Genomic DNA, 25,313 nt, shown 5'->3' on the forward strand with positions numbered 1-25,313 from the left:
AATATATTATACGAGGGGGTTTAATTATGCTCAAATGTTACGGTGTTATAGGTGAAAAATTGGGCCACAGCCTGTCACCTATAATTCACGAAAAGTTTTTCAAAAAAACTGGATTTTCAGGGACCTATAATCTATTTGAAGTTAGACGAGAAGATTTAAAAGATGTTGTAAAGGCAATGAAAGTTTTGGGCATAAAAGGTGCAAATGTGACTATACCCTATAAGATTGACATAATGAAATACCTTGACGAGCTGTCTCCTGAAGCCAAAAAAATTGGTGCTGTAAACACCATAACTATAGATGAAAACAGGGCAATTGGCAGTAATACGGATTATTATGGTTTCGGAATGGTCCTAGAAAACCACAATGTGGAATTAAAAGGCAAGATCGCTGTTATTCTAGGGACTGGAGGTGCTTCCAGAGCAGTTTCTCAGTATCTCCTGGATCAGGGTATAGGAGAATTGATTTTCGTGAGCAGAGATTACCAAAAAGCCAAGGAGAAATACAGTGACTTTCGGATTATATCGTATCAAGATCTTCATAGCATTGATGGTGATATACTGATAAATTGCACTCCTGTTGGCATGTATCCTAATACCGATGTCAGTCCTGTAGATGCAGCTCTTCTAAAGCAATTTAAAGTAGTAGTTGATATTGTATATAATCCTAAGCAAACCCTTCTTATAAAAAACGCCATAGAAATGGGTTTATATGCAATAAACGGACTTGATATGCTGGTTTGCCAGGCTGCAAAAGCTCAGGAATTATGGAACAAGACCGTAATAGATAAAAAAATTATAGACGAAGTTCTCTTCGAAGCTGATAAGGAGATGTGACCTTGAGGCAAAAAGGCATTAACATTGTACTGATCGGAATGCCGGGTTCCGGCAAGACCTCTGTGGGAAAGATTTTAGCAGAAAGTCTCAACATGGATTTCTGCGATGTGGACGAATACATTGAAAAAAAGTCCGGCAAAACTATACCAGAAATCTTCAAAGATGGCGAAAAACATTTTCGCACCCTTGAAAGAGCTGCTATCGAAGAATTAAGCCAAAGGACAAATACAGTTATAGCAACCGGTGGCGGCGTAGTTCTTTTCAGACAAAATATCGAAAATTTAAAGCGAAAAGGCCTAGTGTTTTTTATAAACCGCCCCATTGACGATATAGTCAATGATATAGATATTTCAAACAGGCCTCTGCTTGCAAATGATGTCAATAGGATATATCAGCTTTTTCGCGAGCGGTATGAACTATACAAAAAATACTCAGATTTTGAAGTAAAAAGCCAAAATGAAATTATGGATACGGTGAAAAAAATTATAAAGATACTGGAGGATAGGAATTATTTATGAGGATCCTGATAATTAACGGCCCAAATATCAATCTTGTAGGCTCCAGAGAAACTCATATTTACGGCAACATGGACTATAATAAAATATGCGATTTACTGTATGAAAGGGCAAAAGATTTGGGAGTCTCTTTGGATATTGTGCAGAGCAATATTGAAGGTGAAATTATAAATTTTGTACACAATGCGAGAGATAAATACGATGGAATAATCATTAATCCCGCAGCCTATACCCACTACAGCATTGCCATATACGACGCTTTAAAAGCCGTCTTAGTTCCGGCAGTGGAAGTTCACTTAAGCAACATCCATGCCCGGGAAGACTTCAGAAAAAGATCGGTAACCGCCGGAGCATGTATAGGCCAGATTTCCGGATTTGGCTATTACGGTTACATACTTGCCATGCAGGCCTTAATTCACAAAGTCCAAGATGGCCTTAAATAGATGTCTGCCCTTTACAGCAATTTAGCCATTCATCACAGCATGTGATGAATGGCTTTTTTTTACATCAGTTCCTCAAACTCATTAAGCAGGTTTTCAAACACACCAAGGGCTTCCTGTATGGGCTGGGGAGTTGTCAAATCCACCCCTACCTTTTTCAAAAGCTCCAGTGAGTAATCGGAACTTCCGCTTGATAAGAATTGCTTGTATGCGTTTACGGCAGGCATTCCCTTTTCCAGTATGCTCTTGGAAATCGCAATGGCCGCTGAAAAGCCGGTAGCATACTTATATACGTAGAAACTGCTATAAAAATGCGGTATCCTTGCCCATTCATAATCTATGAGCTGGTCAATGCAAATATCAGGGCCGTAATATGTTTCATTTAATTTGTGGTAAATTTCCTGAAGCATTTGAGCATTTAATGGCTCTCCAGCTTCCGCTTTTTCGTGTATGATTTTCTCAAATTCCGCAAACATGGTCTGGCGGTAAACGGTGCCTCTAAACTGTTCCATAAAGTGATTCAGCAAATACATTTTTTCTTCTTTTGTACGAGCGTTCTTTAGTAAATAATTTATGAGTATGGCTTCATTGCAGGTTGAAGCGACTTCCGCTACGAATATGGTGTAATTTGAGTAAACATAGGGCTGGTTTTTAAAGGAATAATATGTGTGTATGGCATGCCCCATTTCGTGGGCAATTGTAAACACATCATTTAATTTGCCCTGGAAGTTTAGCAGCACAAAGGGATGAGTGCCGTAGGTTCCCCAGGAATATGCCCCTCCGGTCTTACCCCGGTTTTCATAAACATCAATCCATCCGGAATTAAATCCTTCTTTTAAGATGCTGATGTACTCGTCACCCATAGGTGCAAGGCCTTCTATGACCATCTGCTTGGCTTCATCATAGCTTACGGTTTTGTCGTAGCCCCTGACAAGTGGCACATAAAGGTCATACATGTGGAGTTCATCAAGGCCCAATGCTTTCTTCCGAATATTTACGTACCTGTACATCAAGTCCAACCGCTTATGGACGGTTTTTATCAGATTATCGTAAACCTCAACGGGCACATTATCGGCAAATAGGGATGCTTCGAGGGAAGATTTAAATTTCCTCTGATTTTTAACAAAAATATTTACCTTGACATTTGCAGCGGTTGTGGCACTTAAGGTGTTTATCATGGATTTGTAAGTGTTATAGAGGGCTTCAAAGGCAGCCTTCCTCACTTCCCGGTTTTCGCTTTCCATGAATGTCATATAGCGCCCTTTTGTAAGTTCAACTTCATTGCCCTCTTCATCCTTAATCTTTGGGAATTTTATATCTGCATTGTCCAGCATTTTAAAAATGTCACCAGGAGCCTCAGCAATTTCCATAACTTCAGCAAGAATTTTTTCTTTTTCCGCGTCAAGAATGTGTGCTTTCATGCGCATCAGATTTTCAAGAAAATGTCTGTACAGTTTCAGATCCTCGTTTTGCTCCAAGAAGTTCATGATTTTTTCTTCGGAAAGAGAGAGGATTTCAGGTTCAATAAAAGACGTCCTGCTTGAAAGTTCCACCACGAGGCTCATTGCTCTATCAGCCAGTGCCTGATACTTCGACCGGGAATTGTCTTCGTCTCTTCGCATCCTGGCATATGTAAAGAGCCTATCAACCTTCATGGTAACCTCATCTTTAAGCTTTAAGACACCCAACAGCTTTTCTGCCGTATTAACATTGCCCCGATATTCATCAAATAAACTCAATTGGCTTTTTACTTCACTGTAATCTTTTTCCCAGAGCTCTTCATTTTCGTATATGTCTTCCAGCTTCCATTTGTAAATATCATCAATTTCTTCTCTCAAAGGCAAATTGCTCAACTTTCCCACCCTTTCTTTAGCTATTAGCTCTTATGACTAAAACAACGCCTTTTAATTATTATTTACTTTTTATGCCATTTGATTATACTATACCAAGCTTTTAACTTAAAATAAAGTGAGCCGATATCTTCTAAAATCCTTATGAATCTTTTTTGAACACAAAAATACCCCTATTGCTCTTTTATATTAATATATAAGCAACAGAGGCTTAAGGTAACTAGTTTAGCAAGCCTGACAAATAAGGCAGCATTCTATTGCCCTTCACAAAAACTAAAAGGTCACAATAAATTTGGTCCCCGCACCCCGGGTGCTTTCCACATCAATTGTCCCACCGTGGAGCTCTATTATCTGCTTTGCAATGTTAAGGCCAAGGCCCGAACCTTTGTGACTTTCACCGGTATCAGTGCCTCTATAATACCTTTCAAAAAGTTTATCCAAATCCTCTTCTGGAATCCCCCTGCCGTTGTCTTCTATTTCAATATATATTTTTTCTTGTTTGTCTATGTTAATGGTTATTTCAGTATCTTCATCATTGTGAACCAGAGAATTGTATATGAGATTGGTAAAGGCCCTCTGCAAAAGGTTTTTGTCGAAAGAAAAAATTATTGGTTCAGTGCCTATATTAAACTGCACTCTTCTCTTTTCATATTTGGGGTTGTTGAGCACATCAATTGTAATACTTCTCAGCAGTTCAACGAGATCTTGTTTTTTGGCATTAAAAGGAACCAGGCCAACTTTTAAAACCTGAGTTAATTTTAAATCTTCCAGCAGCTCCTCCATATAGATGGCCTTGTTTTTTATTATGCGGGAGTACTCTTTTATTTCACTATCAGTTAAGGGATAATCCCCATCAGCCATCAATTCGCTGTATCCCTTTATAGAAGACAGGGGCGTCTTTAAATCATGTGAAAGATTGTTGATCCACTCTTCCCTCATTTTCTCCGTCTTTTTTCTTTCCCGCTCATTGAGCTTTAATTGATGGGACAAGTTGTTGATATTTGCATAGACTTCTTTATATATGCCCTTTTCTTTATAATTTACATCGTAATTTCCCTTTGCCAGCTGCTGTATGCCAGTGATTATGTCATACACCGGCTTTGTAAGGCTTCTTCCAAAAATATATCCCATTATCAATATAACTGCGATAGGTGTAACGAGCAGATATATTGCAGCTTTTACGATGTTCAGTTCTAGTCTCTTTGGCAAATAGTAAAAATTGTACTTTGCCACCTCTTCCATGGGAAATCCTATAATGTAACTCCATTTATAGCCGTCAATTTCTTTAGTGCCGGCAAAAGTAGTGTAATCATCTATTGCCCCCGTATATATGTTGTAAAACACCATTTCACTCGGGGTATAATGGGATTATATATTTTGGATTTGACGGATCATTCTCCAGCTTCTGGCGAAGATGCCTTATGTGTACCATTAATGTATTGTCGTAACCTTCAAAATCGCTGCCCCATACCTTTTCTAAAATCTGGTTTTTACTGAGTATCTTGTTAGGGTTGTAAGCCAAATACAGAAGCAGGCTGTATTCCTTTAAAGTTAAAGGCACCAATTCACTTTTCTTTCTAACCTCACCTTTGTCTTCATCGATCTCTACATCTCCGAACCTAATTATCCTTTTGGAATCGGATAGGCTCTTTAAATTGAAATATTCGCTCCTTCTGAAATGTGCTTTAATCCGAAAAGCCACTTCTTTGGGGCTGAAGGGCTTTGTTATATAATCATCGCCGCCAATGCCTAGTCCGAGCAATTTGTCCACATCATCATCTTTGGCAGATAAAAAGATAATAGGGACTAAACAAAACTCCCTTAATCGCCTGCAAACTTCAAAACCGTCAATATCAGGCAGCATGATATCCAAAACTATCAGATCTGGTGCTATTTTTTCACACATTTTTATGGTCTCATGGCCAGAAGTGGTTTTATAGATATTATTAAAACCTTCTTTTTTAAGCACGGTTTCCAGTAAATTTAGTATATCTAATTCATCATCCACCAATAAAATTTTCTTATTCTTCATAATGGTCATGTCTACATTTACCAATAAAGCCCACCTCTATATGCAAGAAACTATTATGTTAAAGGCAAAATCAGAATCCACAAAAAGTGATGCTGAATAATTAATAAATTCCATGAACTTAAATCTTTATTTACTTCTAACCCCTTAAGGTAGTCATAGCGAAAAAGCAAATTTATAAATGAAAGCCCTGTTGCAAGAATCGGCGAGAGCAAGACCATAGATCGAGTAAAAGTACCTTTTTGCTTTAGTAATTCATAGTTTAAAAGCTGATAAAACTCAAGCATTGCTTTTACCCTCCGTCAGCTCTAAAAAGATTTCTTCCAAACTTTTTTCGCTCTCGCTCAAGTGTGAAACTCCAAAGCCTTTCAATACCAGTGCTCTATTTAGTTCTTCGGTGCCAATCTCTCCTTTAGATACATAAAGTTTTCCTTCCCTGTTTTCTACTCCAAGGCCCATTTGCCTGATAAATTCCTGGACTTTGTCAAGAGGAGTTGCCTTTATGAGAATTTGCGTATTTGTCCTTGCTTTCAATTCATCTAATGTCCCTTGGAATAGCAGATTGCCATTTCGTATTATGCCCACATAATCTGCCATTTGCTCTATTTCACTTAAAATATGGCTGCTTATCAATAAGGTAACTCCCATTATTCTTGGAAGACTTATTATCAAATCTCTGATCTCTCGCACTCCGGCGGGATCAAGGCCATTTGTTGGTTCATCCAGAATCAAAAGCTCCCGGGGCCCTATTAGAGCTTGAGCTATTCCCAATCTCTGCTTCATTCCCAGCGAAAAACTTTTTACTTTAACATTTTTCCACTTTGATAAATTGACAATTTCCAGTGCCTTGTCAATTTCTTTTTTGTCTATTTTAAGTATTCTCCTGGTTATCTCCAGGTTTTCATAGGCAGTTAAATTGCCATAATAAGATGGCGCCTCTACCAATGATCCTACTTTTCTGAGTATATCCATTCGATACCTGCTGATGTCTTTGCCAAATAAATACACCTCTCCTCCTGTAGGCTTTATTAAATCCAAAAGCATGCGGATTGTTGTGGACTTTCCTGCACCATTGGGGCCTAAAAACCCATATATGGTTTTTCTGGGAACTTTCAGGTTTAAATCCTTTACTGCCGTAAATTTCCTAAATTTTTTTGTCAAACCTTTTGTTTCAATGACAAGCTCCATCTTCGACCTCCTATAAATTAACTTTTCAAGCTAATTATATAGAAGGCAGTTTAACTTCAAATTTTATAATCCTTAAATTTACCTTAAATTTTTATGAAGCAGTTTACCAGCCACTCACAATGAAAATTTTAATAAATTAACGCTGCCATGGCATTACTCTTTCAAAATCCGTAGGTCAGATAGTTTTCTATGTTCCGGTTAGGCCACTTACCTGATAAAACAAGCCTCCTTGATATTTAGATTTTTCAATTTTGTTCTGCTTGGAAGTTATAGCCGCATCTGTTAATTTAATGTATAATAATAATTGGTCTTGTCCATTCAACTTAGTTTTTGTGAATAAATAAATTATATATAAAGGCAGGTAATTTATAATGGAAAAGGTCCTCCAATATTTAAAAGAAAACAGAGTGTTTTATCTGGCAACTGTAGACGGCAATAAGCCACAGGTACGGCCCTTTGGTGTTGTTTCAGTTATCGACGGCAAATTATATATCCAGACCTCAAGAACAAAGGAAGTATACAAACAAATGATTGAAAATCCAAACATCGCCATTTGCACCATGGGTAAAGATGGCACCTGGCTTAGAATTTCCGCAACTGCAGTAGAAGATTACGATCTGGACAAAATACAGCAATTTTTAGATGACAATCCAGAACTAAAACAGTTGTATTCCGCCGATGATGGAAAATGCACCATCTTTTACTTAAAAGACGCCACCTGTACCTTCTGCTCCTTCACCGCTGAACCGGAAGTTCACAAGTTTTAAATGCAATTTCACATAAAGGTGAAAAAAACAAGAAAGGATATATTTATCATTACATATCCTTTCTTGTTTTTTACTAGTTTTTTGGGCAAGCTTTCTATTCTTGCTGCATTTTTAATTTTCTTTTATCGCGTCTAACTTCTTCAATAGTTCTGCAAATTCCTGTTTTCCTTCTGAAAACTCTCGAACATCCCTTCCTATAATGGCATTTGCATCATCTCTTGTATATTGCACAAGGTAATCACTTTTGCCGTCTGTCAAATTAAAGTTTATATAATCTACATTGCCTATAAGGGAAAACATGATAATCGCATTTTTCTCAAAAAGGGACTGATCTAAAGTTTGAGCATAGTAGTTTATCGTCTGGGTATCAGTCATTAAATAAACCGTAACAGCGTAGGGAACGCTATCCGTATAAAGTTCAAAGTGGTCGTAACTCACTTTTTCAGGAAAAGCCAGCAGATATATGATATTTCCTACCTTTGGCGCATTTCCCACATATTCCGTTTTATACTTTAAAAATTTTTCAGCGACAGCCAAGGACGAGTCTCTATTAAATTGTTTGAAAAAGGATACAGTGTTTGAAAAAACATTTCCTCGGCCATTCTCATTGGGATTTGTCATCAGTACAACCGAGACTACAGCTACTAAAATGGCAGCAATAAATACTTTCCAAAGTAGGGGCTTTTTGAAATTGAGCACATTTTTAATGCGCGCTTTTACATTGCTTTCTCCAAAGGTTAGGGGCATTAAAATTCCCGATTGTTTTACTGAAAGAGAAAGCAAAGAATTTGAATAGCAGGCTCTTATATCCTCCTTTGACTCTATTAGGACTCTTTCATCACAGGACATCTCCATATCTTTAGACATGAGGAAAAAGCAGTACCATATGAGAGGGTTAAACCAATGAAGGACTACCGCCAGGAATGCCAGTGGTTTTATTATATGGTCCTTGCGCTTGATGTGCACTTGCTCGTGTTTTAGTATATAATCCAGCTCATTCTGCGCAAGGCCTGTCGGTATAAAAATTTTAGGCCGAATAAATCCAAAGACAAAAGGAGTATTTATCCTATCAGTTTCATATATATTCTCTTTGTATAGCGTTGCAGTTGAAAGGCGCAAGCTGAGTTTAAAATATGATGATATGCTGTAACACAATAATACCGCAATACCTATCAGCCATACGGCTGTGGCTAATTCCATAATACCCGTTTTATTTAAACTTGCTATAGAATCCGCAAAAGGCACTGAAGGGTTTACGGAATGATTTAATGCATTGTCTATATTTTCAACGCTAAATTGCAAGTCAGGATTTATTGAATTTGCAATACTGTAAGGTATAGGGCTTTCAGCGGGCACCAAACTCAAAGGACTTTCAATGGAAACAGGGCAAACAAGCCGAAACCACACTACCGCCCAAAGCATATAGGAAAAAACTTTTGGTAACTTTTTAAGCAGCATGCGGATAAATATAACAACTAAAGCCACATAGCTTGCAGTCAGGCTCATATTGAACACCGTAACAAACAATCGGCTCATTTGGTAGCCTCCTCAATCAATTTTTGAAGCTCTTGAGCTTCACTTTTTGATAGTTTCCTACCTTGTAGAAATGTAGCTAAAAAAACAGGTAGAGAGCCTTCAAATTTTTCCTCCAATAGCGTTTCACTTTCGTATTTTCGAACTTGATCCCGCTTTACCAAGGCAGTAACTGTAGCATTTTCGTTTTGTAAGATTCCTCTATTAGACAGCTTTCTTATCATGGTGTATGTAGTAGACTTTTTCCATCCCAGTTTTTTTTGGCAAATTCTAGTTAATTCTGTAGAGTTTATTGGCTCAAGTTCCCAAATAATATCCATCAATTTGTATTCTGCGTCAAAGAGTTTTAAATCTTTCATGAACACCCTCCCGTAGGTTTATTATAATAAACCTTATTCGATATTTAGTTTATCGCAGTAAACCTATTTTGTCAACAACTTTCGTGTTTAATAACGCAAAAGGGACGTAAGATGTTCACGTCCCTCTGTAATACCAATACAATAAATATATTATTAATTATATCGAATACCTTTAATCTTTTTCTATTACTTATTCTAACACACGTATCAATCCGAACTACTTGGAATAAAAGGTATAATCCTGGCTGCCAAGTTTGCAACAGGCATGGACTGAAGCCATACTTTTCCCGGCCCTTGGAGTGTTGCCAAAAATAAGCCTTCGCCTCCGAAAAAGATATTTCTAAAGCCTTTTACCATTTCAATGTCAAAGTCCACACTGGGTTCGTAAATTGCCACATGTCCCGGGTCAACTTTTATTTTTTCGCCGGGCTCCAATTGATACTCTACAGATTCACCGTCAATCTCAAGGAAACACCAGCCTGGTCCTGTTAGTTTTTGCAGTATAAAGCCTTCCCCTCCAAATAAACCTGCCCCTAACCTCTTTTTCAGGTAAGCCGAAAGTTTTACGCTGCGCTCAGCACACAGAAAAGCTTCCTTTTGGCATATAATATACTGGCCGGCTTCCAGATATATGGGAACTATTTTCCCTGGAAATGACGAGGAGAAGGCTATGAAGCCCGATGACTTTTTCATGGTATATGTTGTCATAAAAAGGCTTTCTCCTGCCAGTGTCCTGGCAATTCCCCCTAATATGCCGCCTTCCATATTAGTCTTCATTTCAAAGCCTTCGCTCATCCAAGCCATACCACCGGTTTCCGTAAAGACACTTTCTCCCTCTTCTAAAGTTAAGATTACAACAGGTAGCGTATCTCCTCTAAGCTCGTATTTCACAAGATCACCCCTTGCTGATTTATATTTTAATAATAGCACATAACAAGGGGTAGATAAATATTTTGTGTAAATTTATGAAAATAGCTACAACAACATCATGGTTTTTAATCCGGTATATTTCCCCATCACCAAAGACAGACTTTCCCGCATATGGTAAATAGCATATAGTTAATTTACCTGCATTGCCGATACATCGTTACACTAGTTAAGGAAACCCCAAAAAAAAATTGAATATAATGATATTATAACAACATTTTTAAAGGGAGAGGAAAAAATGAGCATTGCTATAGCTGTTTCCGCACAAGGGTATGGAGATGAACCAGCTTTTGACTACAGGGCTGAAATGACAGGCCATACAATTATCAAACCTAGCACAGGGCAAGAATTTCTAGAAATGTTGGCAGACTTGACTAAAACGAGAGGACCTATTTTTTTAATGAAAGTGTTTAGCCATTCTTATCCGCGAGGAATAATCATGTCAAATTGGAGCGGGTTTTACGATGAGCCGGGGCCTCAAGATACAAAAAAAGCCGCTTATTTAAGCGACTTGGCTGACAGAATTCAAAAAGGAATTATCAGATTTACGCCTGACTCGCAAATTCTGTTGTTTGGCTGTGACCTGGGCACTTTTTCTAGGAAACTTTCTGCTGTTACAGGAGGTACTGTGGTTGGATCTGATGGTGGAACTTATCCCGAAATTTGGGGCAATCGAGAAACCGGCGTGTTTCTAACCACCGACAGCTGGCTTGTCTTTAAAAATGGCAGCTTAGCCTATAGCGCAGGCAAACGATACAGGGCGTGGTAGCCACTATTTTTTACCTTTACCTAATAACACCGTCCTCATTGGCGTCTTATCGACAATATAGCAGAATAAATATGAAAGCATAATGGTAAGCATAAATATTAGAATCAAATGAAAAATTCGGGTGGTGTAGGTGCCATATATTAGGCCTACGATTTGTTTTACTACTGTCAGCACTTGTGGATGTACAAAGAAAATTCCATAAGAGTACCTTGATATGGCTGTAAAAAACTTTGCAGTTTTGTCCCGTCTCATTGCCTTTTGAGCAAGGATAAATGCTAAAGGAATGGCAACAACCGAATTAATCAAAACCGTAGGTCTGGTTGATGTGTATACACCTAAGTGAGCTTGTCCGTATGTCAAAAATCCCATGTAAGCCTCCAGTATTACCAGCAATGTAGTAATAATATATAATAACGCAATTCGAAATTTATTCAGTTTTATTTCTTTAAGTTTTTCCCAGTTTTGCGCTACTATGCCCCCCAGTATGAAATAAAAATACCAACCAATAAGGTTTACATTGTAATATTTTTGCAGCAAGTCTATTGCATATATGCCGGTCATAACCATAAAATGGCGAAAATAAACGCTTAAAATGAGAAACAGTAAAAAGTTTGCTGCTATGGCTTTGCTCGGTTTGATTATTTTCACTATTGGGTTAATTAAAATGGGAAATGCGGCATATAATTGCACAATCATCATTACAAACCATATGGGTGTATGTATATTTTCTTTAAATGTCCAATTTATGTAAGATAAAAACGCGTCTTTAAAAGGTAGACCTATAAAATGAAAAGATGGATTAAATATGTCCCTTAAAATCATGTAGATAAAACTCCATACCAGATATGGTACAAAAACTGTATAAAATCTACGCAAATAAAAGTCTTTCAATTTAAGCTGATTCTTTTGACCGTATTTGTAAAAAAGGCCAAATCCTGATACAAAAACAAATAAAGGCAGGCAAATCCGGGACCATTGATTGAGTAAGAGACCCAAATGAAAGACATTGCTATCTACTCTGCTGTAGGCCACATATGCTGCAGAAACATGAAGAATGACCACCAAAAGAATAGCCGATGCCCTTATAAAATCTAATTCCACTACTCTAGGTCTAGCCATACTTCTCCTCCTTCTAGGTTTGTGTCCACTTAACTGCCAACAGCAATCCCTGCTTTATTGAAATTTTAGCTACATTTCCTAAAAAAACGTTGCTTATACCACGGGCAGGTCCCATCAAAAGGGTTTCGCCTTTTAAAGGATAGTATAAACCTTCAGTCTCTACACCTATGGCTTCAGAAGTTATGGGAATAAGCGATAAAATATCTCCCTTTTTACCGCTGACTTCCGTCACCTTGTCTATTAAAAACATCTCCCATTTTTCACCGGCAAGTTTTAAATCAAGCCCCTGTCTTTTAAAATTGACCATCAAATAAATATTCGCTAGGCTGTGGTCAGGCCTGTCTCCAAGTCCGCCCAAAAGTATTACTTCACGGACCCCTTTTGAAAGCGCTATATCTATAGCCAATTCGGTATCTGTGTAGTCCTTTTCCGAAGGATAAGTGTGCTTTTCTATACCCAGCTTTTGTACCTTTGCTGCAGCTTCGGGGCTAATGGAATCCATGTCTCCGACAAGCAGATCCGGTATAATTCCCATGTTAAATGCATGTTCTATGCCGCTATCGGCACATATGATCAAGCTGCTTTCACATAAATATTTTTTAACTTTATCATAGTTTTCGATTTTGCCACCTGCTAAAACAACTGCCTTCATAGTAGTCCTCCAAACATCTTATAAGCTGTCTTTATTATACCATTAAAAATACTTTTGGAGGTGTTTTTTATAGTAATCTCAAAGTCTGACATTCAACATGCTGTTTAAGCTTTGTCCAAAGAGTTTTTATTCTAACTTAGACAGCGAAAAGCGGGACCAGGGCGGCCGTTTTGGCGGCGAAGCAGAAAACTCCACCTTTTTCCTTAATGTAGGATGTTCAAAGGATATTTTGTAAGCCCACAAAGCTATTTGGCTGAATTTATCTTTAAATCCTCCATATCGCTGGTCGCCCAGGATAGGGAAACCTATTTTTGAAAGCTGAACTCGTATTTGGTGGGGTCTCCCGGTCTGAAGATTTATTTTTACAAGACTGTAGGGATGGGCATAGCTTATTACTTCGTAATCCAAAACTGCTTCTTTAGCCCCCTTTACTCCTTTATCAACCGCTGCAACTTTGCCGGTCTTTTCATCTTTTAATAAATAGTGAATCAAAGTATCCTTTTGCTTTGTTGGCAAGCCGCGAATCACCGCTATGTAAGTTTTTTCAAATACTTTTCTTCTGATCTGGTCCGAAAGTCTTGACGCAGCCTTGGAGGTTTTAGCAAAGACCATGACCCCTCCCACCGGCCTATCTAAACGATGGACAAGACCAAGATATACATTTCCTGGCTTATTGTAGCGCTGTTTTAAGTCCTGTTTTAAAATAGTGAGCAAATCCGGATCCCCAGTTTGGTCACCTTGCGACAATAGGTTGGGCGGTTTTACGACTACTAGCAAATGGTTGTCTTCATATAGTATATCTAGGGTATTCATAATCATCTCCTTGACTGTTTTGTTCTATGTTATATTGATTCTACCATTTACAATAAAAAAATCCAAACTCAAAACGAATCCCTGCTTTTATCAAAATAAAACAAATAGAATTTCTTCTTTTTTCTCATTGAATGCTGAAATATTATCTGATATAATGGGAATGATTTTAAATAAGAAAGTATTGAAGGGAGTTGTATTTTTTGAAGGAAAAAGTTGAAGCTACTTTAAATAAAATTCGCCCTGCTTTGCAAGCAGACGGCGGAGATGTTGAATTGGTTGAAGTAGATGAAGCAAACGGTATAGTCAAAGTCAGACTTACCGGTGCCTGTGGAGGTTGCCCCTTTGCAACTATGACTTTAAAAAACGGCATCGAAGAAGCGCTAAAACAGGAAGTGCCGGAAGTAAAAGAAGTTCAGCAGGTATTCTAAATTTACAACTTATATAAAAGGAAGCATATAATGTTGTAAAGGCAAAACAGATTGTCTGCTCTAGCCCTATAAGGGCATTTACTGGCAGAGCCAAAAGGGCTCTCTAAAATATTCGCCAACCCATATTTTTAAACGACCCCAAAGGGGTCATTTTTTCTTATGTTATTCTCTATAATTACTCCCTTCCATTTTTGCCAATTCTCTGCCATAACTGCTTCTTCAAGAATCTTCCCTCTACATTTTTCTTCATGTCCAAAAACATCTTGTAAGGAACAGCAAATGGCAGAAGATGTATTTGTCTTTCTTAGCATTTTACAAAGAGTTGTAGTTTACATATTCCACTATAAATGATAAGTATTGTTTACTGTTACTATGAAGGCATTGCTTTCTGCCAGTTCTTTTTGCCCATCATATTCAATGATGGTAAGGGATGTATTGCTTATTTTAAACTTCCAGAAAAAATCCTTTTTTAGATTCAGCAGCACCGATAGTACTGCTCTGATTGGGCCAGCATGACTTACTACGAGTATTCGACTTCCTGGGTGCTTTTTTGCTGTTTCCATTAAAAATTTAGAAGCCCTCTGGCAAAGTTCCGATAGCGTTTCTCCCTCAGGGGGCTTTTTATTATAAGGGTCGGCCTGCCACTCTTTGTATTCCTGAGGCCACTTTTGTATGATTTCATCATAGGTCATGCCTTCCCATATTCCAAAGCTCAATTCACGCATCAGTGGAGCTGTCAAAACTTTGAGGCCATGATACTTTGCTATGATTTCTGCCGTCTCTACAGTTCTGCTGAGGTCGCTTGCATAAATCACATTAATGTTTTCATCTTTAAGTCTTTCTGACAGGACTCTGGCCTGTGCTCTCCCTTCTTCATTTAAGGGCACATCCGATTGCCCCTGATATCTGCGCTCTCTATTCCAAATGGTTTCACCGTGCCGCACTAAAAAAAACCTTGCCAAAATATCACCCGATTCTAAAAGATAGTATGGAAAAAATAAATAAAGCCATTATTTCACAAAACTCATTTAGGGCGCCGTAAGTATCACCTGTCATGCCGCCCAACTGTTTAAACAGATACTGAGTAAAGCAAAAACCTGCTGCAAATACTCCCAAAACCACCATTAAACCTTCCATTTTGGCAGTAGTATAATTGATGAGTATAGTAAATAGACCTGCGATAACAAAGGCTGTAACTTTTTGACCTGTAAAAGCTTTTCCTAAGCCCTGTTCTCTAATATAGGGATAAAACACAATGGCAAAAGTCATCATCAACCTGCTTAAAACGGGAAATCCAATTAATGCGGGTATTAGATAAGCTTGGGATAATGAGGAAATGAACAGGTATTTTAATAAGATATCAGAAACAAGACCAATTACACCATAAGCCCCTATGCGGCTGTCTTTCATAACAGTAAGTTTTTTTTCATGATCACCAAAACAAAAAAGCCCGTCCAATGTATCAGCAAAACCGTCTAAGTGCATGCCGCCAGTAATGATTATGCTCAGAATTACAGTTATCCCTGCTACAACGTGATTTGGAAGTATTGTCCTTGCTAATATATTTATTAGAGTTAAAATCCCGCCAATCACCGCTCCGGCCAGAGGAAAAAAGGGAACTGCTGATGCGATTTTGTTTTCATCAAGTTCAATTTGAGGTAAGGGTATGCGAGTAAGAAACAAGAGTGCAGCATAAAACCCCATAAAAACGCCTTCCTTTCAAAATGTAGCATCTGGCCCCATGAGTTCGCTCAAATTTCAGTTAAATTAATCTAAACAACATTTCCCCTGCGATCAGCCCAATAATTGCAGTAAGAAAACTTAACTTAACTGTTGTAATTATGTCTTCTGGTTGGATTTGTCTCAGACCTTCCCCCATATATTCCCGAAAACTTAAAACACCGCCATAAGAATTCCAACCGCCCAGCCGTACTCCAAGCACTCCTGCAGTTATGGCCTCCGGTATACCGCTGTTGGGGCTTTTATGCTTTTTTGCATCAGAAAGGACAGTTTTTACTCCGCCCTTAATGTCAAGTTTCAAAAAAGCAGCGGCTATCAACATCAGGATTCCTCCTATGCGGGCGGGAATAAAATTTGCTACATCGTCCATTCGAGCAGAAAACCATCCCATATGTTCATACCTTTCATTTTTATATCCCACCATAGAATCCAAGGTGTTTACGGCTTTATATGCCATAGCTAGAGGCGCCCCGCCGATAAAGGCATACATCAAAGGCGATATAATTCCGTCAATAGTGTTTTCCGCCACCGTTTCGACTGTGGCGCGGCAAATTTCATCTACCGGCAAATCATAGGTATCTCGACCAACTATACATGCAAGCCGCTTGCGGGCTTTCTCCAAATCTTTTTTCTTTATTTCACAGTATATGCCCAGTGCCTCATCAGCAAGACACCTGGCAGCCAGGGTAGTATATGTAAGCCAAAGACTTATTCCATGGCCAAGCCAGGGACTAATTTTATAGGCTGTCTTTATTATACAGTAAGTAGCAATATATGCCAAAGAAACAGTTAAAAACCAAAGTACTACTCCGGCTGCTTTAAGGCCCCTTGAGGTCCTGGCCACTTGCCTAAGCTTTCTTTCAATTATTGCTATGAATTTTCCTATTAAGACTATGGGATGAGTCGGTCTTGCCGGGTCGCCAAGCAAAATATCAAGCAAAAAAGCTAAAAAAATAATTATACCCATGCTCATAAGCAGCCCTTCTCTTTTTCCAGCACTTCTTTCAGCGCCGAAACAAAAATATCGTTGTCTTCTCTGCGTTTAACAGCTACGCGAAAGAAGCTGTCATCTAAAAACATATAGTTAGAGCAGTCTCTAATTAAAATCCTATTTTTCTTAAGACTTTCAGCTAATAAAGGTACTTTAATGTCTGCTGCAGTTATCTTTATAAAAATAAAGTTCGCCTCAGGATACAAGGGCTGGATAGCAGGTACGTTTTTTAGGTTTTCCCAAAATCTCAGCTTCTCCTCTCTAATATACTTGCGAGTTTTATCTATGTAGTGCTTATCCTGCAGCACTTTTGCACCTACAAGCCCAGCAAATGTATTGATATTCCAAGGGTCTTTTAGTGTATAAAACCTTTTAATCAATTCGGGACACGCCAGCACAAAACCCAAGCGCAAACCGGGCAGCGCAAAAAATTTGGTAACAGATTTTAAAACCATGAGATTATCATATTTCTCGATAAATGTGGCCATGCTTTCATCTACATCTACAAAATCCATAAATGCCTCATCTACTAAAAGATAAGCCTTTTTATCAGACAGAATATCTAATAAAACTGATATGTCCTGTTGCTTTGTTAGTAACCCTGTGGGATTATTAGGATTGCACAATATGATTATAGAATTGGGAATTATCTCATCTGTAAGATTGTTTACCATTTGAAAATCAAATTTAAAGTTGTTTGGCCTTAAGTTTATAAATAAGGTGTCAATATTTCTGCTTTGGCAGGAAATGGCATATTCGGCAAAGGTAGGAGATGGAATGATAGCTCTGGATGGTCTTAAAGCTTCTAGAACAATATGTATAAGCTCCACCGAACCATTGCCCGGCATTATACTTTCAGGGCTTGTACCATAGTATTCTGCTGCTGCCTTTTTTAATTCAATCTGCTCCACGTCCGGGTAATGCACTATATCTTTAATATGGTTTAAAATAATGCTTTTGACTGCTTCAGGAAATCCCAACGGGTTGATATTTGCACTAAAATCCAAAATATCATCGTGGGAAATATTTAGTTCCTGGGCCGCTTTATAAACATTTCCGCCGTGAATTAAATTTGGTTTCATTTTATCTCTCCTGAAAATGTTTATTTAAATTGTATTCAAAGCTAAACTTATTTCAAAATCCTAGGACCTTTGCTGTCAGTAAAAGTTTTTATAATCCTGTATGACATATTGTGAGCTTGCATAATATATCTTATTTCTTTCCAAAAATCCTCTGGGGGAATTTGTCCCTTTTCAAAAAAGACACCTATGGCCGACCCGCTGTGGGCAACATTTACTCCAACAGCATGGTACCTGTCACTTATGTCAATAATATCTGTTAAATGAGATTTAAATAATATTGACTGGTGGGCAACGGCACTCATTTTCATAGCATTGCCCAAAGGTTTCAAATCAGATTGACGAAATGCCTTTAAAGCAAGCCTCAGAGCATGTTTTACTACCTGCTCCTTTTGTTTGTTTTTCTCTTTTAAATCTTTAATACCGTTAAACTTCTCAGTATCTACCTGTTGTCCAATATCTATAATATAAACATCAAGTTCTGGAAGCAAGCCAAGACTTTTTCTCAAGCAACCGCTGATGTGGTCAAAAAGCACTGCACCTGGGTACATAATGCCGTCACTGGGTTCAATGGAAAGGGCTATATCAGCTATAGTATCATTAGAAATCTCTTTGCCTAAAGCTTGAGCAGTGGCAAGACAAGCAGCTGTAATATCGGCAGTACTTGATGCAAGGCCTATGCCCCGCGGAATGTCTGAACTTACTGTTACAAAGGCTTTTAAATGGTCCATTCCGAAAAACGCCAGAGTTTTATTTACAGCTTGAAGTGCTTTATGATAGTATACTTTGTCACTATCAGTGTTTATTGGCACGTTAACGCCTAAATGAACCGACACCTTCGTATAAAGGGCTATAGGACAAGTGATCAAAAAATTGCAATCACCTATCATTCCCTGAACTATTTCGCCACAGCTGGCAGGACAAATGGCTGTAGCCCGCAAATGTCTCATCCTCTCCAATTACCTATTTCAATTTCATCGGCAGCCCTGAAACCATAAAAATAACCTCATCTGCAAATGCGGCCACTTTTTGATTGACTTCACCCAGCAAATCTCGGTACAGCCTGCCTAAGGGATATTCTGGCACCAAGCCTAAGCCCACTTCATTTGACACGATGATAAAGTCCTTTTCCATTCTCTTCATTTGTGAAATCATCGCATCGATTTCGGTTAAAAGGTCTACTCTCAAATTGTCCCATAGGCTTAAATCCGAAGCCTTTTCTAAAGGCAGCCAGTTGGAAACCAAAAGGGCTAGACAGTCAATTAAAACTATGGGAAAACCGTTATATTTCTTCTCCTGCTCAATTTCTTTGAGCGCCCTTGATAAGTAGCGAGGTTCTTCGACAGTTGTCCAGTTTTCTGGCCTTCGCTGCCTGTGAATTTTGATTCGATGAGCCATCTCCTCATCTAATGCCTGTGCGGTAGCAATGTAAATAACATTTTGTCCGGTTTCTAAAGCCATTTTTTCAGCAAAGCGACTTTTGCCGCTTCTCGCTCCTCCAGTTACGAAAGTAGCTTTCATGTTCTCTCCTCTTTTTCAAATTCTGTAATCTTTATTTTTCTTTTGGAAAAGTAAATAAATAAAGAAAGGACCACCGAATAGTGCTGTCAGTATTCCTACAGGCAGTTCTGTAGGGGCAATTATTATTCTTGATACGGTATCAGCCAACATCAAATATAAACCGCCTACCAGTGTTGACATGGGAAATAACTGTCTGTGATCAGGGCCCACAATCAACCGGGTAATATGTGGAATAATTAGGCCAACAAAGCCTATTACACCACTGACGGCCACTGCAGATGCAGTAAGCAGTGCGGCTGCAGTAAGTGAAATCTTTTTTAGTCTTTCTGTATCTACACCTGTGAAAAAGGCTGTCTCTTCCCCCAGCTGCAGTATATTAAGGGATCTTAAGTTGCAATATACCATTACAAAACCTAAAATAGCATAAGGCAAGTTGATATATATTTCATTCCATCCCTGTGAAGCAAAGCTGCCCATCAGCCAAAAATATATTTGGTGTAGCTTATTGCCGCTAAAATACATGAAAAAAGAAACTATAGCTGACAAAAAACTGCTGACAGCAACACCTGAAAGAAGCAGTGTAAATGAATATGTTCTACCTCCTATGCTAGCAAGGCTGTAGACTAAAAACACCGTTCCAGCTGAGCCAATAAACGCAAAAAAAGGGGTAGATCCGATGCCGAAAATCTTTAAACTGGGAAAAAACAAAATTCCAAGGGCAGCTCCTAAAGACGCGCCAGACGAAGCTCCTATTATATACGGATCTGCCATGGGATTTCGAAAAATGCCTTGATATATAACCCCAGCTGCGGAAAGCTGAGCACCAACCAAAAATGCCAGGATAATTCTAGGGAGCCGAATATGTAATACAATTGCCTCTTCGGTAATTGTTAAGTTTTTATATAATCCTTCTGTAAATGGTAATTTGCTAAGCAGTATCATGAAAATTTTGCCCGGTGGAATATTTACAGACCCAACGCCCAGAGAAAAAACCAAACCCATTACTATTCCCATTATTATCAATATATACATTTTATGGGTTTTATTTGGTCTTGAAATTTTGGCCATTAAGCTTCTCCTTTAACTTAAAATCTAACTTTAATTTTCAAAGAGCTCAGGGTGTATTATTTTTAAAAACTCTTCTAGACCGTCTACTAATCTCGGGGTAGTCCTCTGAACCAAATTCTCATCTACATAATAAACCTTTTTATTTTTTACCGCATTTATGCTGTTCCAACCTGGACGCTGCAGTATATCTTCAACTGTTGCTCCTGTTGTGCCATGATGAGAAAAAATTATTATATCAGGGTTTTTAGCCACTATCATTTCCTGACTGTACTGAGGATACTCTTTGTTGGCATCTTTTGCTATGTTGTCTCCGCCTGCTCTCTGTATAATGTCATCTACGAAAGTCCCCGGTCCGGCAGTTGTAATGGGGCTATGCCACAGCTCATATAAAACTTTCGGCCGCTCATCTTCTGGTATATTGGCTACCATATCCTCCACCTTTTTTACTCTAGCCTTTAAATCATTGACCAAAGCCTCTGCTTCATTATGCCGACCAGTTGCCTTTCCTATAATTTCTATGCTTGCAAAAACCTCATCGAAATTTTCAGGTTCAACAACCACTGATGTAACACCTAATTTCTCCAATTCCTCTACTGGTTTTTGATGTATTTCCGTAGCAAGTATTAAGTCAGGCTTAAGAGATATAATTTTTTCGATATTGGGCTCTGAATAACCTCCTACCTTGTCTATAGTCTTTACCTCTTCAGGATAGTCGCAGTAATCGGTAACGCCTACAACTTTGTCTCCAAGACCTAAGGCAAATAGAATTTCCGTATTGCTGGGTGCCAATGAAACGATTCTTTCGGGCAGTTTCTCAATAGTAACTTCTCTCCCTATTTGGTCATTCAACGTTAATGGAAAAGAGTTGTCAGAAACGTCAACCTTATCCTTTGATTCTGTTATTTCAGGACCTTTGTTGCAGCCAACCGTAAATACAGTAATCAGTAAAACGGCTAATAATAAAACTTTTATTTTCGTTTTACTTTTCATATTAAACTGCTCCTTTTTATTAGTATTATGAAAATAACCCGGCCTCCTAATAGAAAAAGCCGGGTTGTTACCACTAATACAGTACCCTCCTTTCTACCGAAGGCTGGCAGTACTTCTTAACAGGCAGGTTTCCTGGCTCTCGGTTCATTTTCCCTGCACCTTCCCAGTTTCCCAGTGGTATAGCAGTTCATCCCCGATTACAGTGGCGGGACCGCTCAGGACTTTCACCTGATTCCCTTTTAACCTTGCGGCACCTGTTAAAACTTATTATTTGTTTTATATTATATACTTCCTTGTCAACTTATGCAAGGAAAGTCTTTTATTTATTTCCAAGCATCCGGAAGAATATAACCTTCCGCTACAACCCTTGCATCTCCTTCTAGATATATATCATCTATTAAATCTTTCCCTAAATTAAAGTATATCTTTAGGATTCCTGCTCGAGTATGCATATTTACAGGTGATTTAACCTTACCTAATAAGCCTGAAATTACAGCAGAAGCCGTTGAACCGGTACCGCAAGCGAAGGTTTCGTCTTCTACTCCTCTTTCATAAGTTCTTATTTTCATATTGCTCTCATCCACATATTGGACAAAGTTCACATTCGTTCCTTCAGGAAAGACATCCAAACTGTTTCTGATTTTTTTCCCAAGATTATAAAGCTCTTTATATTCCATGTTATCCACATCATCACAATAAATAACGACATGCGGAACTCCTACTATGGCAAAATGAAAATCATTTACCTGCCCAAAATCATGTCTTCGGTTAAGCTGAATATTTTTCATCTGTACAGGTGGAAATTTCACCTTAACATTTTCTCCATTTATCTGAGATTCATAAATTCCCGCCATGGTCTCGAATTGCATTTGCTTTTGTGCTGCACCTATCAGATATGCAAATTTTGATATACAGCGTGCCCCATTGCCACACATTTCCCCTTCACTGCCATCAGCATTAAAATATCTCATCTTAAAATCGACCTTGTTGGATTTTTCTAGCAGCATTAGGCCATCTGCCCCTATTGAAGTCCTTCTGGCACATACGCGTCTTATGAATTTGTAAAGATCAAAATGCTGCATTATCCCTTCCCGATTATCTATAACTACAAAATCATTACCGCACCCATTCATTTTCATAAAGGGAACTTTTTCCATATTTCATCTTCTCCTAATGAGTTTTTTAGCAAAATAAAGCGGCTCTTCATACTATATCAGAACCGCTTTATTTTTTCATTAATAATTATTTAAAAAATATTGTTAAAGTTCAACCAAGTGATTTTTTGATCCAATCCTTGCCCTCGAGTATCTTCGTAACCATCATTGATGCAACAGTATCTCCTGTTGCGTTGATCATGGTAGCAGGTGGATCAACAAGATAACCTATCATAGCTACAATTGGAAAAGCCTCAGGTGGAAATCCATACATGCTCACTATCAACATTTCTCCTATCAATCCACCACCTGGGACACCTGACATGACAACACCGCTTAATACAGAAATGATAATAGCACTAATATACGTACTGATACCTGTAAACGGCACATTAAATATTCCGAATAGGAATGATATTTTCAATATAGCACTTAAGCAGGAGCCATCCATATGAGCTGTAGCACCTATTGGAAGCACTATCTCTCTGATATCTTTTGGAACACCTATCTTTCTAGCAGCTTCAAGGTTTACCGGCAGTGTTGCAATACTGCTCTGGGTAGCAAGGGATGTTACGGCTGGAGGGATTATATATCTCCAATACGTAGTCATACCTTCTTTGCCTGCAGCAAAATAAGAATAGATCGAAAAGGCAATGAAAAAGTAAAGTATACACACTGGATAGTATATTAGCATAGCCCTCGCATAGGAGCCCAAAAGCTGTGGCCCAAAAGTGCCCACCAATGATGCGAAATAGGCACCTAGTCCTATTGGAGCATATAGCATAATGAGAGAAATCATCTTAATCATTACTTCAGACAGGGTATTTAACCCTTCGGCAATTCCCCTAGCTTTATCTCCCAGCATACTGATGCACAATCCAAAGAAAATAGAAAAGATTATAAGTGGCAGCATGTTCTTACGAGATATCAACTCGGGAAAATCAGTAACGGTTATGGCTGACACAATCTGTTCACTGGTATTTAATTGCTGTAATTCTTCTACTGCTTCGAGTTCTAAGTTTACGCCTTGAGCCGGTGGGAAAATATTAACCGTCACAATCATTAAGACTGCAGCGATTGTACCGGTAATAATAAAGATGACCAACATGGTGCTCAATATTCTTCCTAACCTCTGAAGACTTGCAATACTTGCGACTGCACTGCTTATGGTAATAAAAACAAGAGGCACAACAATGGTAAACATGGCATTTAAAAATATATCGCCGAAAGGTTTTAAAATTTCGGCTTTTTCGCCCATAAATAAACCGATTAAACTGCCTAGAACAATAGAAGTTAAAAGAATGATTGGAAACTTGTAAGAATCCCACAGAGTTTGCTTTTTAATCTCGCTCATTTTTCACTCCTCCATCTCTATTTTTTTTAATAATTCTCATATTACGATTAGATTATCACCACCTTTGCTCTATATAATTATTGGCAACTTCAACAATAACTTAAATTAGATTATGTAAAAGTTGCTCTCTATCTCCATAGATGAAATCAATCGGCGGAATTTCCAGCAAACTGTAGCATCCTGGTTTTTGTCTTAAACTCGCCCTCGCCGCTGATACCATTACTTGTCCTGTGGCTGCAGGATTGATTACGGACATAATAAATTCCATTTTTTGATTATGAGTTCTGCCGGAAACCCCTTTTCTCTCTATGTGGACGCCATGGCCCATATCTATAAGATTCTTTACATTATCCACCTTATATACATGAGTTTCATCATGTTGGAAATACGGATCTTTTTTAATTGCCTCTTCAATTTGTTTAAAATCAACACCATCTTTAATTTCTACGTATACCAGTCGCTTATGCAGGCCCATTCCCTTTGGCACAGTAATGGATATGGCATCTTTTACGCCCGGTATTGCCTTCACCGCCACAGAATGGCCCATGCTCATACCAGGCCCAAAATTGACATAAGTTACACCTCTCGGTGCAATAATTTCAAATAAAGCTCTGACTATAGAATCAGTTCCAGGATCCCAGCCTGCGGATATAATTGAGACTGCATTGTGCTTTTTTGCTATTTCATTCAGTTCTCGCTTTAATTTCATCGTAGCATCTCCATGAATATCATAGGCATCTACTGTATTGATTCCCATTTTTAAGTATAAAGGTGCCACATTTGACACTGCTCTACTACCAATAGCTAATATCGCTACGTCGACGTGACCCAGTTCTTTTATATCTGATGTCACAGCAATATCTTTAACCTTCTTTTTAACATCCTCAACTTTCTGCGGAATTTCTATGATACCGACTAGGTCCATATCTGGGCTTTCGAGCACTGCTTCTACTGCTCCTCGACCAACATTACCGTAACCAACTACAACAATTCTCGCATTAGTCATTAAAAACCCTCTCCTTGTAATTTGTTTATACTAAAAATTTTTATGCCGGATGGGGATAAAGATAAAAATTTATCTCCATCATGCCAAATTAGGAACTATAATAAGATTTATTAGACACAATATTTATTTAGCAATAATTATGCCAAAAGAAATGACCATAAATAATATTAAGAAATTATTGCTTT

The 25,313-nt window shown here is 38.3% G+C and carries 28 protein-coding genes and 1 riboswitch; of the genes, 6 read left to right on the forward strand and 22 right to left on the reverse strand.

What is annotated here, in order from left to right; all coding sequences use genetic code 11:
• Positions 1 to 26 precede the first annotated feature (26 nt).
• The 3 genes from aroE to aroQ are packed head-to-tail and all read left to right on the forward strand — an operon-like array spanning position 27 to position 1,794.
• Positions 27 to 836 (forward strand): shikimate dehydrogenase, encoded by an 810-nt coding sequence (gene aroE, locus JT739_RS05160; protein WP_237660036.1) that lies wholly within the window; start codon positions 27 to 29, stop codon positions 834 to 836.
• Positions 837 to 838: 2 nt separating this feature from the next.
• Entirely contained in the window at positions 839 to 1,354 is a 516-nt protein-coding gene (locus JT739_RS05165) for a shikimate kinase (protein WP_237660037.1), read from the forward strand.
• Entirely contained in the window at positions 1,351 to 1,794 is a 444-nt protein-coding gene (gene aroQ / locus JT739_RS05170; protein ID WP_237660038.1) for a type II 3-dehydroquinate dehydratase, read from the forward strand. Before JT739_RS05165 ends, aroQ begins: the two co-directional genes overlap by 4 nt.
• A 59-nt stretch (positions 1,795 to 1,853) precedes the next feature.
• Here the strand turns inward: aroQ and pepF are convergent, their stop codons facing one another.
• The 5 genes from pepF to JT739_RS05195 all read right to left on the reverse strand — a co-directional run bounded on the left by pepF (position 1,854) and on the right by JT739_RS05195 (position 6,858).
• Complete coding sequence (gene pepF / locus JT739_RS05175) at positions 1,854 to 3,644, reverse strand: oligoendopeptidase F (RefSeq protein ID WP_237660039.1); 1,791 nt, start codon at positions 3,642 to 3,644, stop codon at positions 1,854 to 1,856.
• Positions 3,645 to 3,914: 270 nt separating this feature from the next.
• Positions 3,915 to 4,985 (reverse strand): HAMP domain-containing sensor histidine kinase, encoded by a 1,071-nt coding sequence (locus tag JT739_RS12895; RefSeq protein ID WP_237660040.1) that lies wholly within the window; start codon positions 4,983 to 4,985, stop codon positions 3,915 to 3,917.
• A 4-nt stretch (positions 4,986 to 4,989) separates the two neighbouring features.
• Positions 4,990 to 5,682, reverse strand: coding sequence for a response regulator transcription factor (locus JT739_RS05185; protein WP_370642583.1), 693 nt, complete (start codon positions 5,680 to 5,682; stop codon positions 4,990 to 4,992).
• 44 nt (positions 5,683 to 5,726) lie between these two features.
• Complete coding sequence (locus tag JT739_RS05190; RefSeq protein WP_237660042.1) at positions 5,727 to 5,957, reverse strand: hypothetical protein; 231 nt, start codon at positions 5,955 to 5,957, stop codon at positions 5,727 to 5,729.
• Positions 5,950 to 6,858, reverse strand: coding sequence for an ABC transporter ATP-binding protein (locus JT739_RS05195; protein WP_237660043.1), 909 nt, complete (start codon positions 6,856 to 6,858; stop codon positions 5,950 to 5,952). Before JT739_RS05195 ends, JT739_RS05190 begins: the two co-directional genes overlap by 8 nt.
• Before the next feature lie 371 nt (positions 6,859 to 7,229).
• Between JT739_RS05195 and JT739_RS05200 the strand changes: the two genes are divergently transcribed.
• Positions 7,230 to 7,625: a pyridoxamine 5'-phosphate oxidase family protein gene (locus tag JT739_RS05200; RefSeq protein ID WP_237660044.1), complete on the forward strand. Its 396-nt coding sequence runs from the start codon at positions 7,230 to 7,232 to the stop codon at positions 7,623 to 7,625.
• A 111-nt stretch (positions 7,626 to 7,736) separates the two neighbouring features.
• On the opposite strand, the gene JT739_RS05205 is transcribed toward JT739_RS05200, so the two are convergent.
• The 3 genes from JT739_RS05205 to JT739_RS05215 form a co-directional block, all read right to left on the reverse strand.
• Entirely contained in the window at positions 7,737 to 9,161 is a 1,425-nt protein-coding gene (locus JT739_RS05205; RefSeq protein ID WP_237660045.1) for a M56 family metallopeptidase, read from the reverse strand.
• Positions 9,158 to 9,517 (reverse strand): BlaI/MecI/CopY family transcriptional regulator, encoded by a 360-nt coding sequence (locus JT739_RS05210; protein ID WP_237660046.1) that lies wholly within the window; start codon positions 9,515 to 9,517, stop codon positions 9,158 to 9,160. Before JT739_RS05210 ends, JT739_RS05205 begins: the two co-directional genes overlap by 4 nt.
• Before the next feature lie 207 nt (positions 9,518 to 9,724).
• Positions 9,725 to 10,408: a TIGR00266 family protein gene (locus JT739_RS05215; protein WP_237660047.1), complete on the reverse strand. Its 684-nt coding sequence runs from the start codon at positions 10,406 to 10,408 to the stop codon at positions 9,725 to 9,727.
• 274 nt (positions 10,409 to 10,682) lie between these two features.
• Here JT739_RS05215 and JT739_RS05220 point away from each other — a divergent pair, with 274 nt between their 5' ends.
• Positions 10,683 to 11,213, forward strand: a complete 531-nt coding sequence (locus JT739_RS05220; RefSeq protein ID WP_237660048.1) for a DUF4347 domain-containing protein — start codon at positions 10,683 to 10,685, stop codon at positions 11,211 to 11,213.
• 3 nt (positions 11,214 to 11,216) lie between these two features.
• Here JT739_RS05220 and JT739_RS05225 read toward each other — a convergent pair whose 3' ends face one another.
• The 3 genes from JT739_RS05225 to JT739_RS05235 all read right to left on the reverse strand — a co-directional run bounded on the left by JT739_RS05225 (position 11,217) and on the right by JT739_RS05235 (position 13,797).
• Positions 11,217 to 12,332 carry an acyltransferase gene (locus JT739_RS05225; RefSeq protein ID WP_237660049.1) on the reverse strand — a complete coding sequence of 372 codons (1,116 nt, stop codon included), beginning with the start codon at positions 12,330 to 12,332 and terminating at the stop codon, positions 11,217 to 11,219.
• 13 nt (positions 12,333 to 12,345) lie between these two features.
• Entirely contained in the window at positions 12,346 to 12,984 is a 639-nt protein-coding gene (locus tag JT739_RS05230; RefSeq protein ID WP_237660050.1) for a thiamine diphosphokinase, read from the reverse strand.
• A gap of 126 nt (positions 12,985 to 13,110) precedes the next feature.
• The gene (locus tag JT739_RS05235) at positions 13,111 to 13,797 is read right to left on the reverse strand and encodes an RluA family pseudouridine synthase (RefSeq protein ID WP_237660051.1); all 687 of its coding nucleotides are present in this window, start codon (positions 13,795 to 13,797) and stop codon (positions 13,111 to 13,113) included.
• 200 nt (positions 13,798 to 13,997) lie between these two features.
• On the opposite strand from JT739_RS05235, the gene JT739_RS05240 reads away from it, so the two are divergent.
• Positions 13,998 to 14,225, forward strand: a complete 228-nt coding sequence (locus JT739_RS05240) for a NifU family protein (RefSeq protein ID WP_237660052.1) — start codon at positions 13,998 to 14,000, stop codon at positions 14,223 to 14,225.
• Between the two features lie 341 nt (positions 14,226 to 14,566).
• Here JT739_RS05240 and cobC read toward each other — a convergent pair whose 3' ends face one another.
• From cobC to JT739_RS05295, 11 genes are all read right to left on the reverse strand, one after another.
• A complete protein-coding gene (gene cobC / locus JT739_RS05245) occupies positions 14,567 to 15,187 on the reverse strand; it encodes an alpha-ribazole phosphatase (RefSeq protein ID WP_237660053.1) in 621 nt (206 codons plus the stop codon).
• Between the two features lie 4 nt (positions 15,188 to 15,191).
• Positions 15,192 to 15,929 carry an adenosylcobinamide-GDP ribazoletransferase gene (gene cobS / locus JT739_RS05250; protein ID WP_237660054.1) on the reverse strand — a complete coding sequence of 246 codons (738 nt, stop codon included), beginning with the start codon at positions 15,927 to 15,929 and terminating at the stop codon, positions 15,192 to 15,194.
• A 58-nt stretch (positions 15,930 to 15,987) separates the two neighbouring features.
• The gene (cbiB, locus tag JT739_RS05255) at positions 15,988 to 16,938 is read right to left on the reverse strand and encodes an adenosylcobinamide-phosphate synthase CbiB (protein ID WP_237660055.1); all 951 of its coding nucleotides are present in this window, start codon (positions 16,936 to 16,938) and stop codon (positions 15,988 to 15,990) included.
• Positions 16,935 to 18,038 carry a threonine-phosphate decarboxylase CobD gene (gene cobD, locus JT739_RS05260; RefSeq protein ID WP_237660056.1) on the reverse strand — a complete coding sequence of 368 codons (1,104 nt, stop codon included), beginning with the start codon at positions 18,036 to 18,038 and terminating at the stop codon, positions 16,935 to 16,937. Before cobD ends, cbiB begins: the two co-directional genes overlap by 4 nt.
• A 47-nt stretch (positions 18,039 to 18,085) precedes the next feature.
• Entirely contained in the window at positions 18,086 to 18,985 is a 900-nt protein-coding gene (locus tag JT739_RS05265) for a GHMP kinase (protein ID WP_237660057.1), read from the reverse strand.
• 13 nt (positions 18,986 to 18,998) lie between these two features.
• On the reverse strand, positions 18,999 to 19,556 hold the full coding sequence (gene cobU, locus JT739_RS05270) for a bifunctional adenosylcobinamide kinase/adenosylcobinamide-phosphate guanylyltransferase (protein WP_237660058.1): 558 nt from the start codon (positions 19,554 to 19,556) through the stop codon (positions 18,999 to 19,001).
• 15 nt (positions 19,557 to 19,571) lie between these two features.
• Positions 19,572 to 20,624 (reverse strand): iron ABC transporter permease, encoded by a 1,053-nt coding sequence (locus JT739_RS05275; RefSeq protein ID WP_237660059.1) that lies wholly within the window; start codon positions 20,622 to 20,624, stop codon positions 19,572 to 19,574.
• A 30-nt stretch (positions 20,625 to 20,654) separates the two neighbouring features.
• Entirely contained in the window at positions 20,655 to 21,614 is a 960-nt protein-coding gene (locus tag JT739_RS05280; protein ID WP_237660060.1) for an ABC transporter substrate-binding protein, read from the reverse strand.
• Positions 21,615 to 21,718: 104 nt separating this feature from the next.
• A riboswitch (cobalamin riboswitch) is annotated at positions 21,719 to 21,887 on the reverse strand.
• A gap of 50 nt (positions 21,888 to 21,937) precedes the next feature.
• Entirely contained in the window at positions 21,938 to 22,771 is an 834-nt protein-coding gene (gene dapF, locus JT739_RS05285) for a diaminopimelate epimerase (RefSeq protein WP_237660061.1), read from the reverse strand.
• A 109-nt stretch (positions 22,772 to 22,880) separates the two neighbouring features.
• Complete coding sequence (locus tag JT739_RS05290) at positions 22,881 to 24,122, reverse strand: dicarboxylate/amino acid:cation symporter (RefSeq protein ID WP_237660062.1); 1,242 nt, start codon at positions 24,120 to 24,122, stop codon at positions 22,881 to 22,883.
• 100 nt (positions 24,123 to 24,222) lie between these two features.
• Complete coding sequence (locus JT739_RS05295) at positions 24,223 to 25,128, reverse strand: diaminopimelate dehydrogenase (protein ID WP_237660063.1); 906 nt, start codon at positions 25,126 to 25,128, stop codon at positions 24,223 to 24,225.
• Positions 25,129 to 25,313 lie beyond the last annotated feature (185 nt).

This window comes from Tepidanaerobacter sp. GT38 (genome assembly GCF_021991635.1).
Lineage (GTDB): Bacteria > Bacillota > Thermosediminibacteria > Thermosediminibacterales > Tepidanaerobacteraceae > DTU063.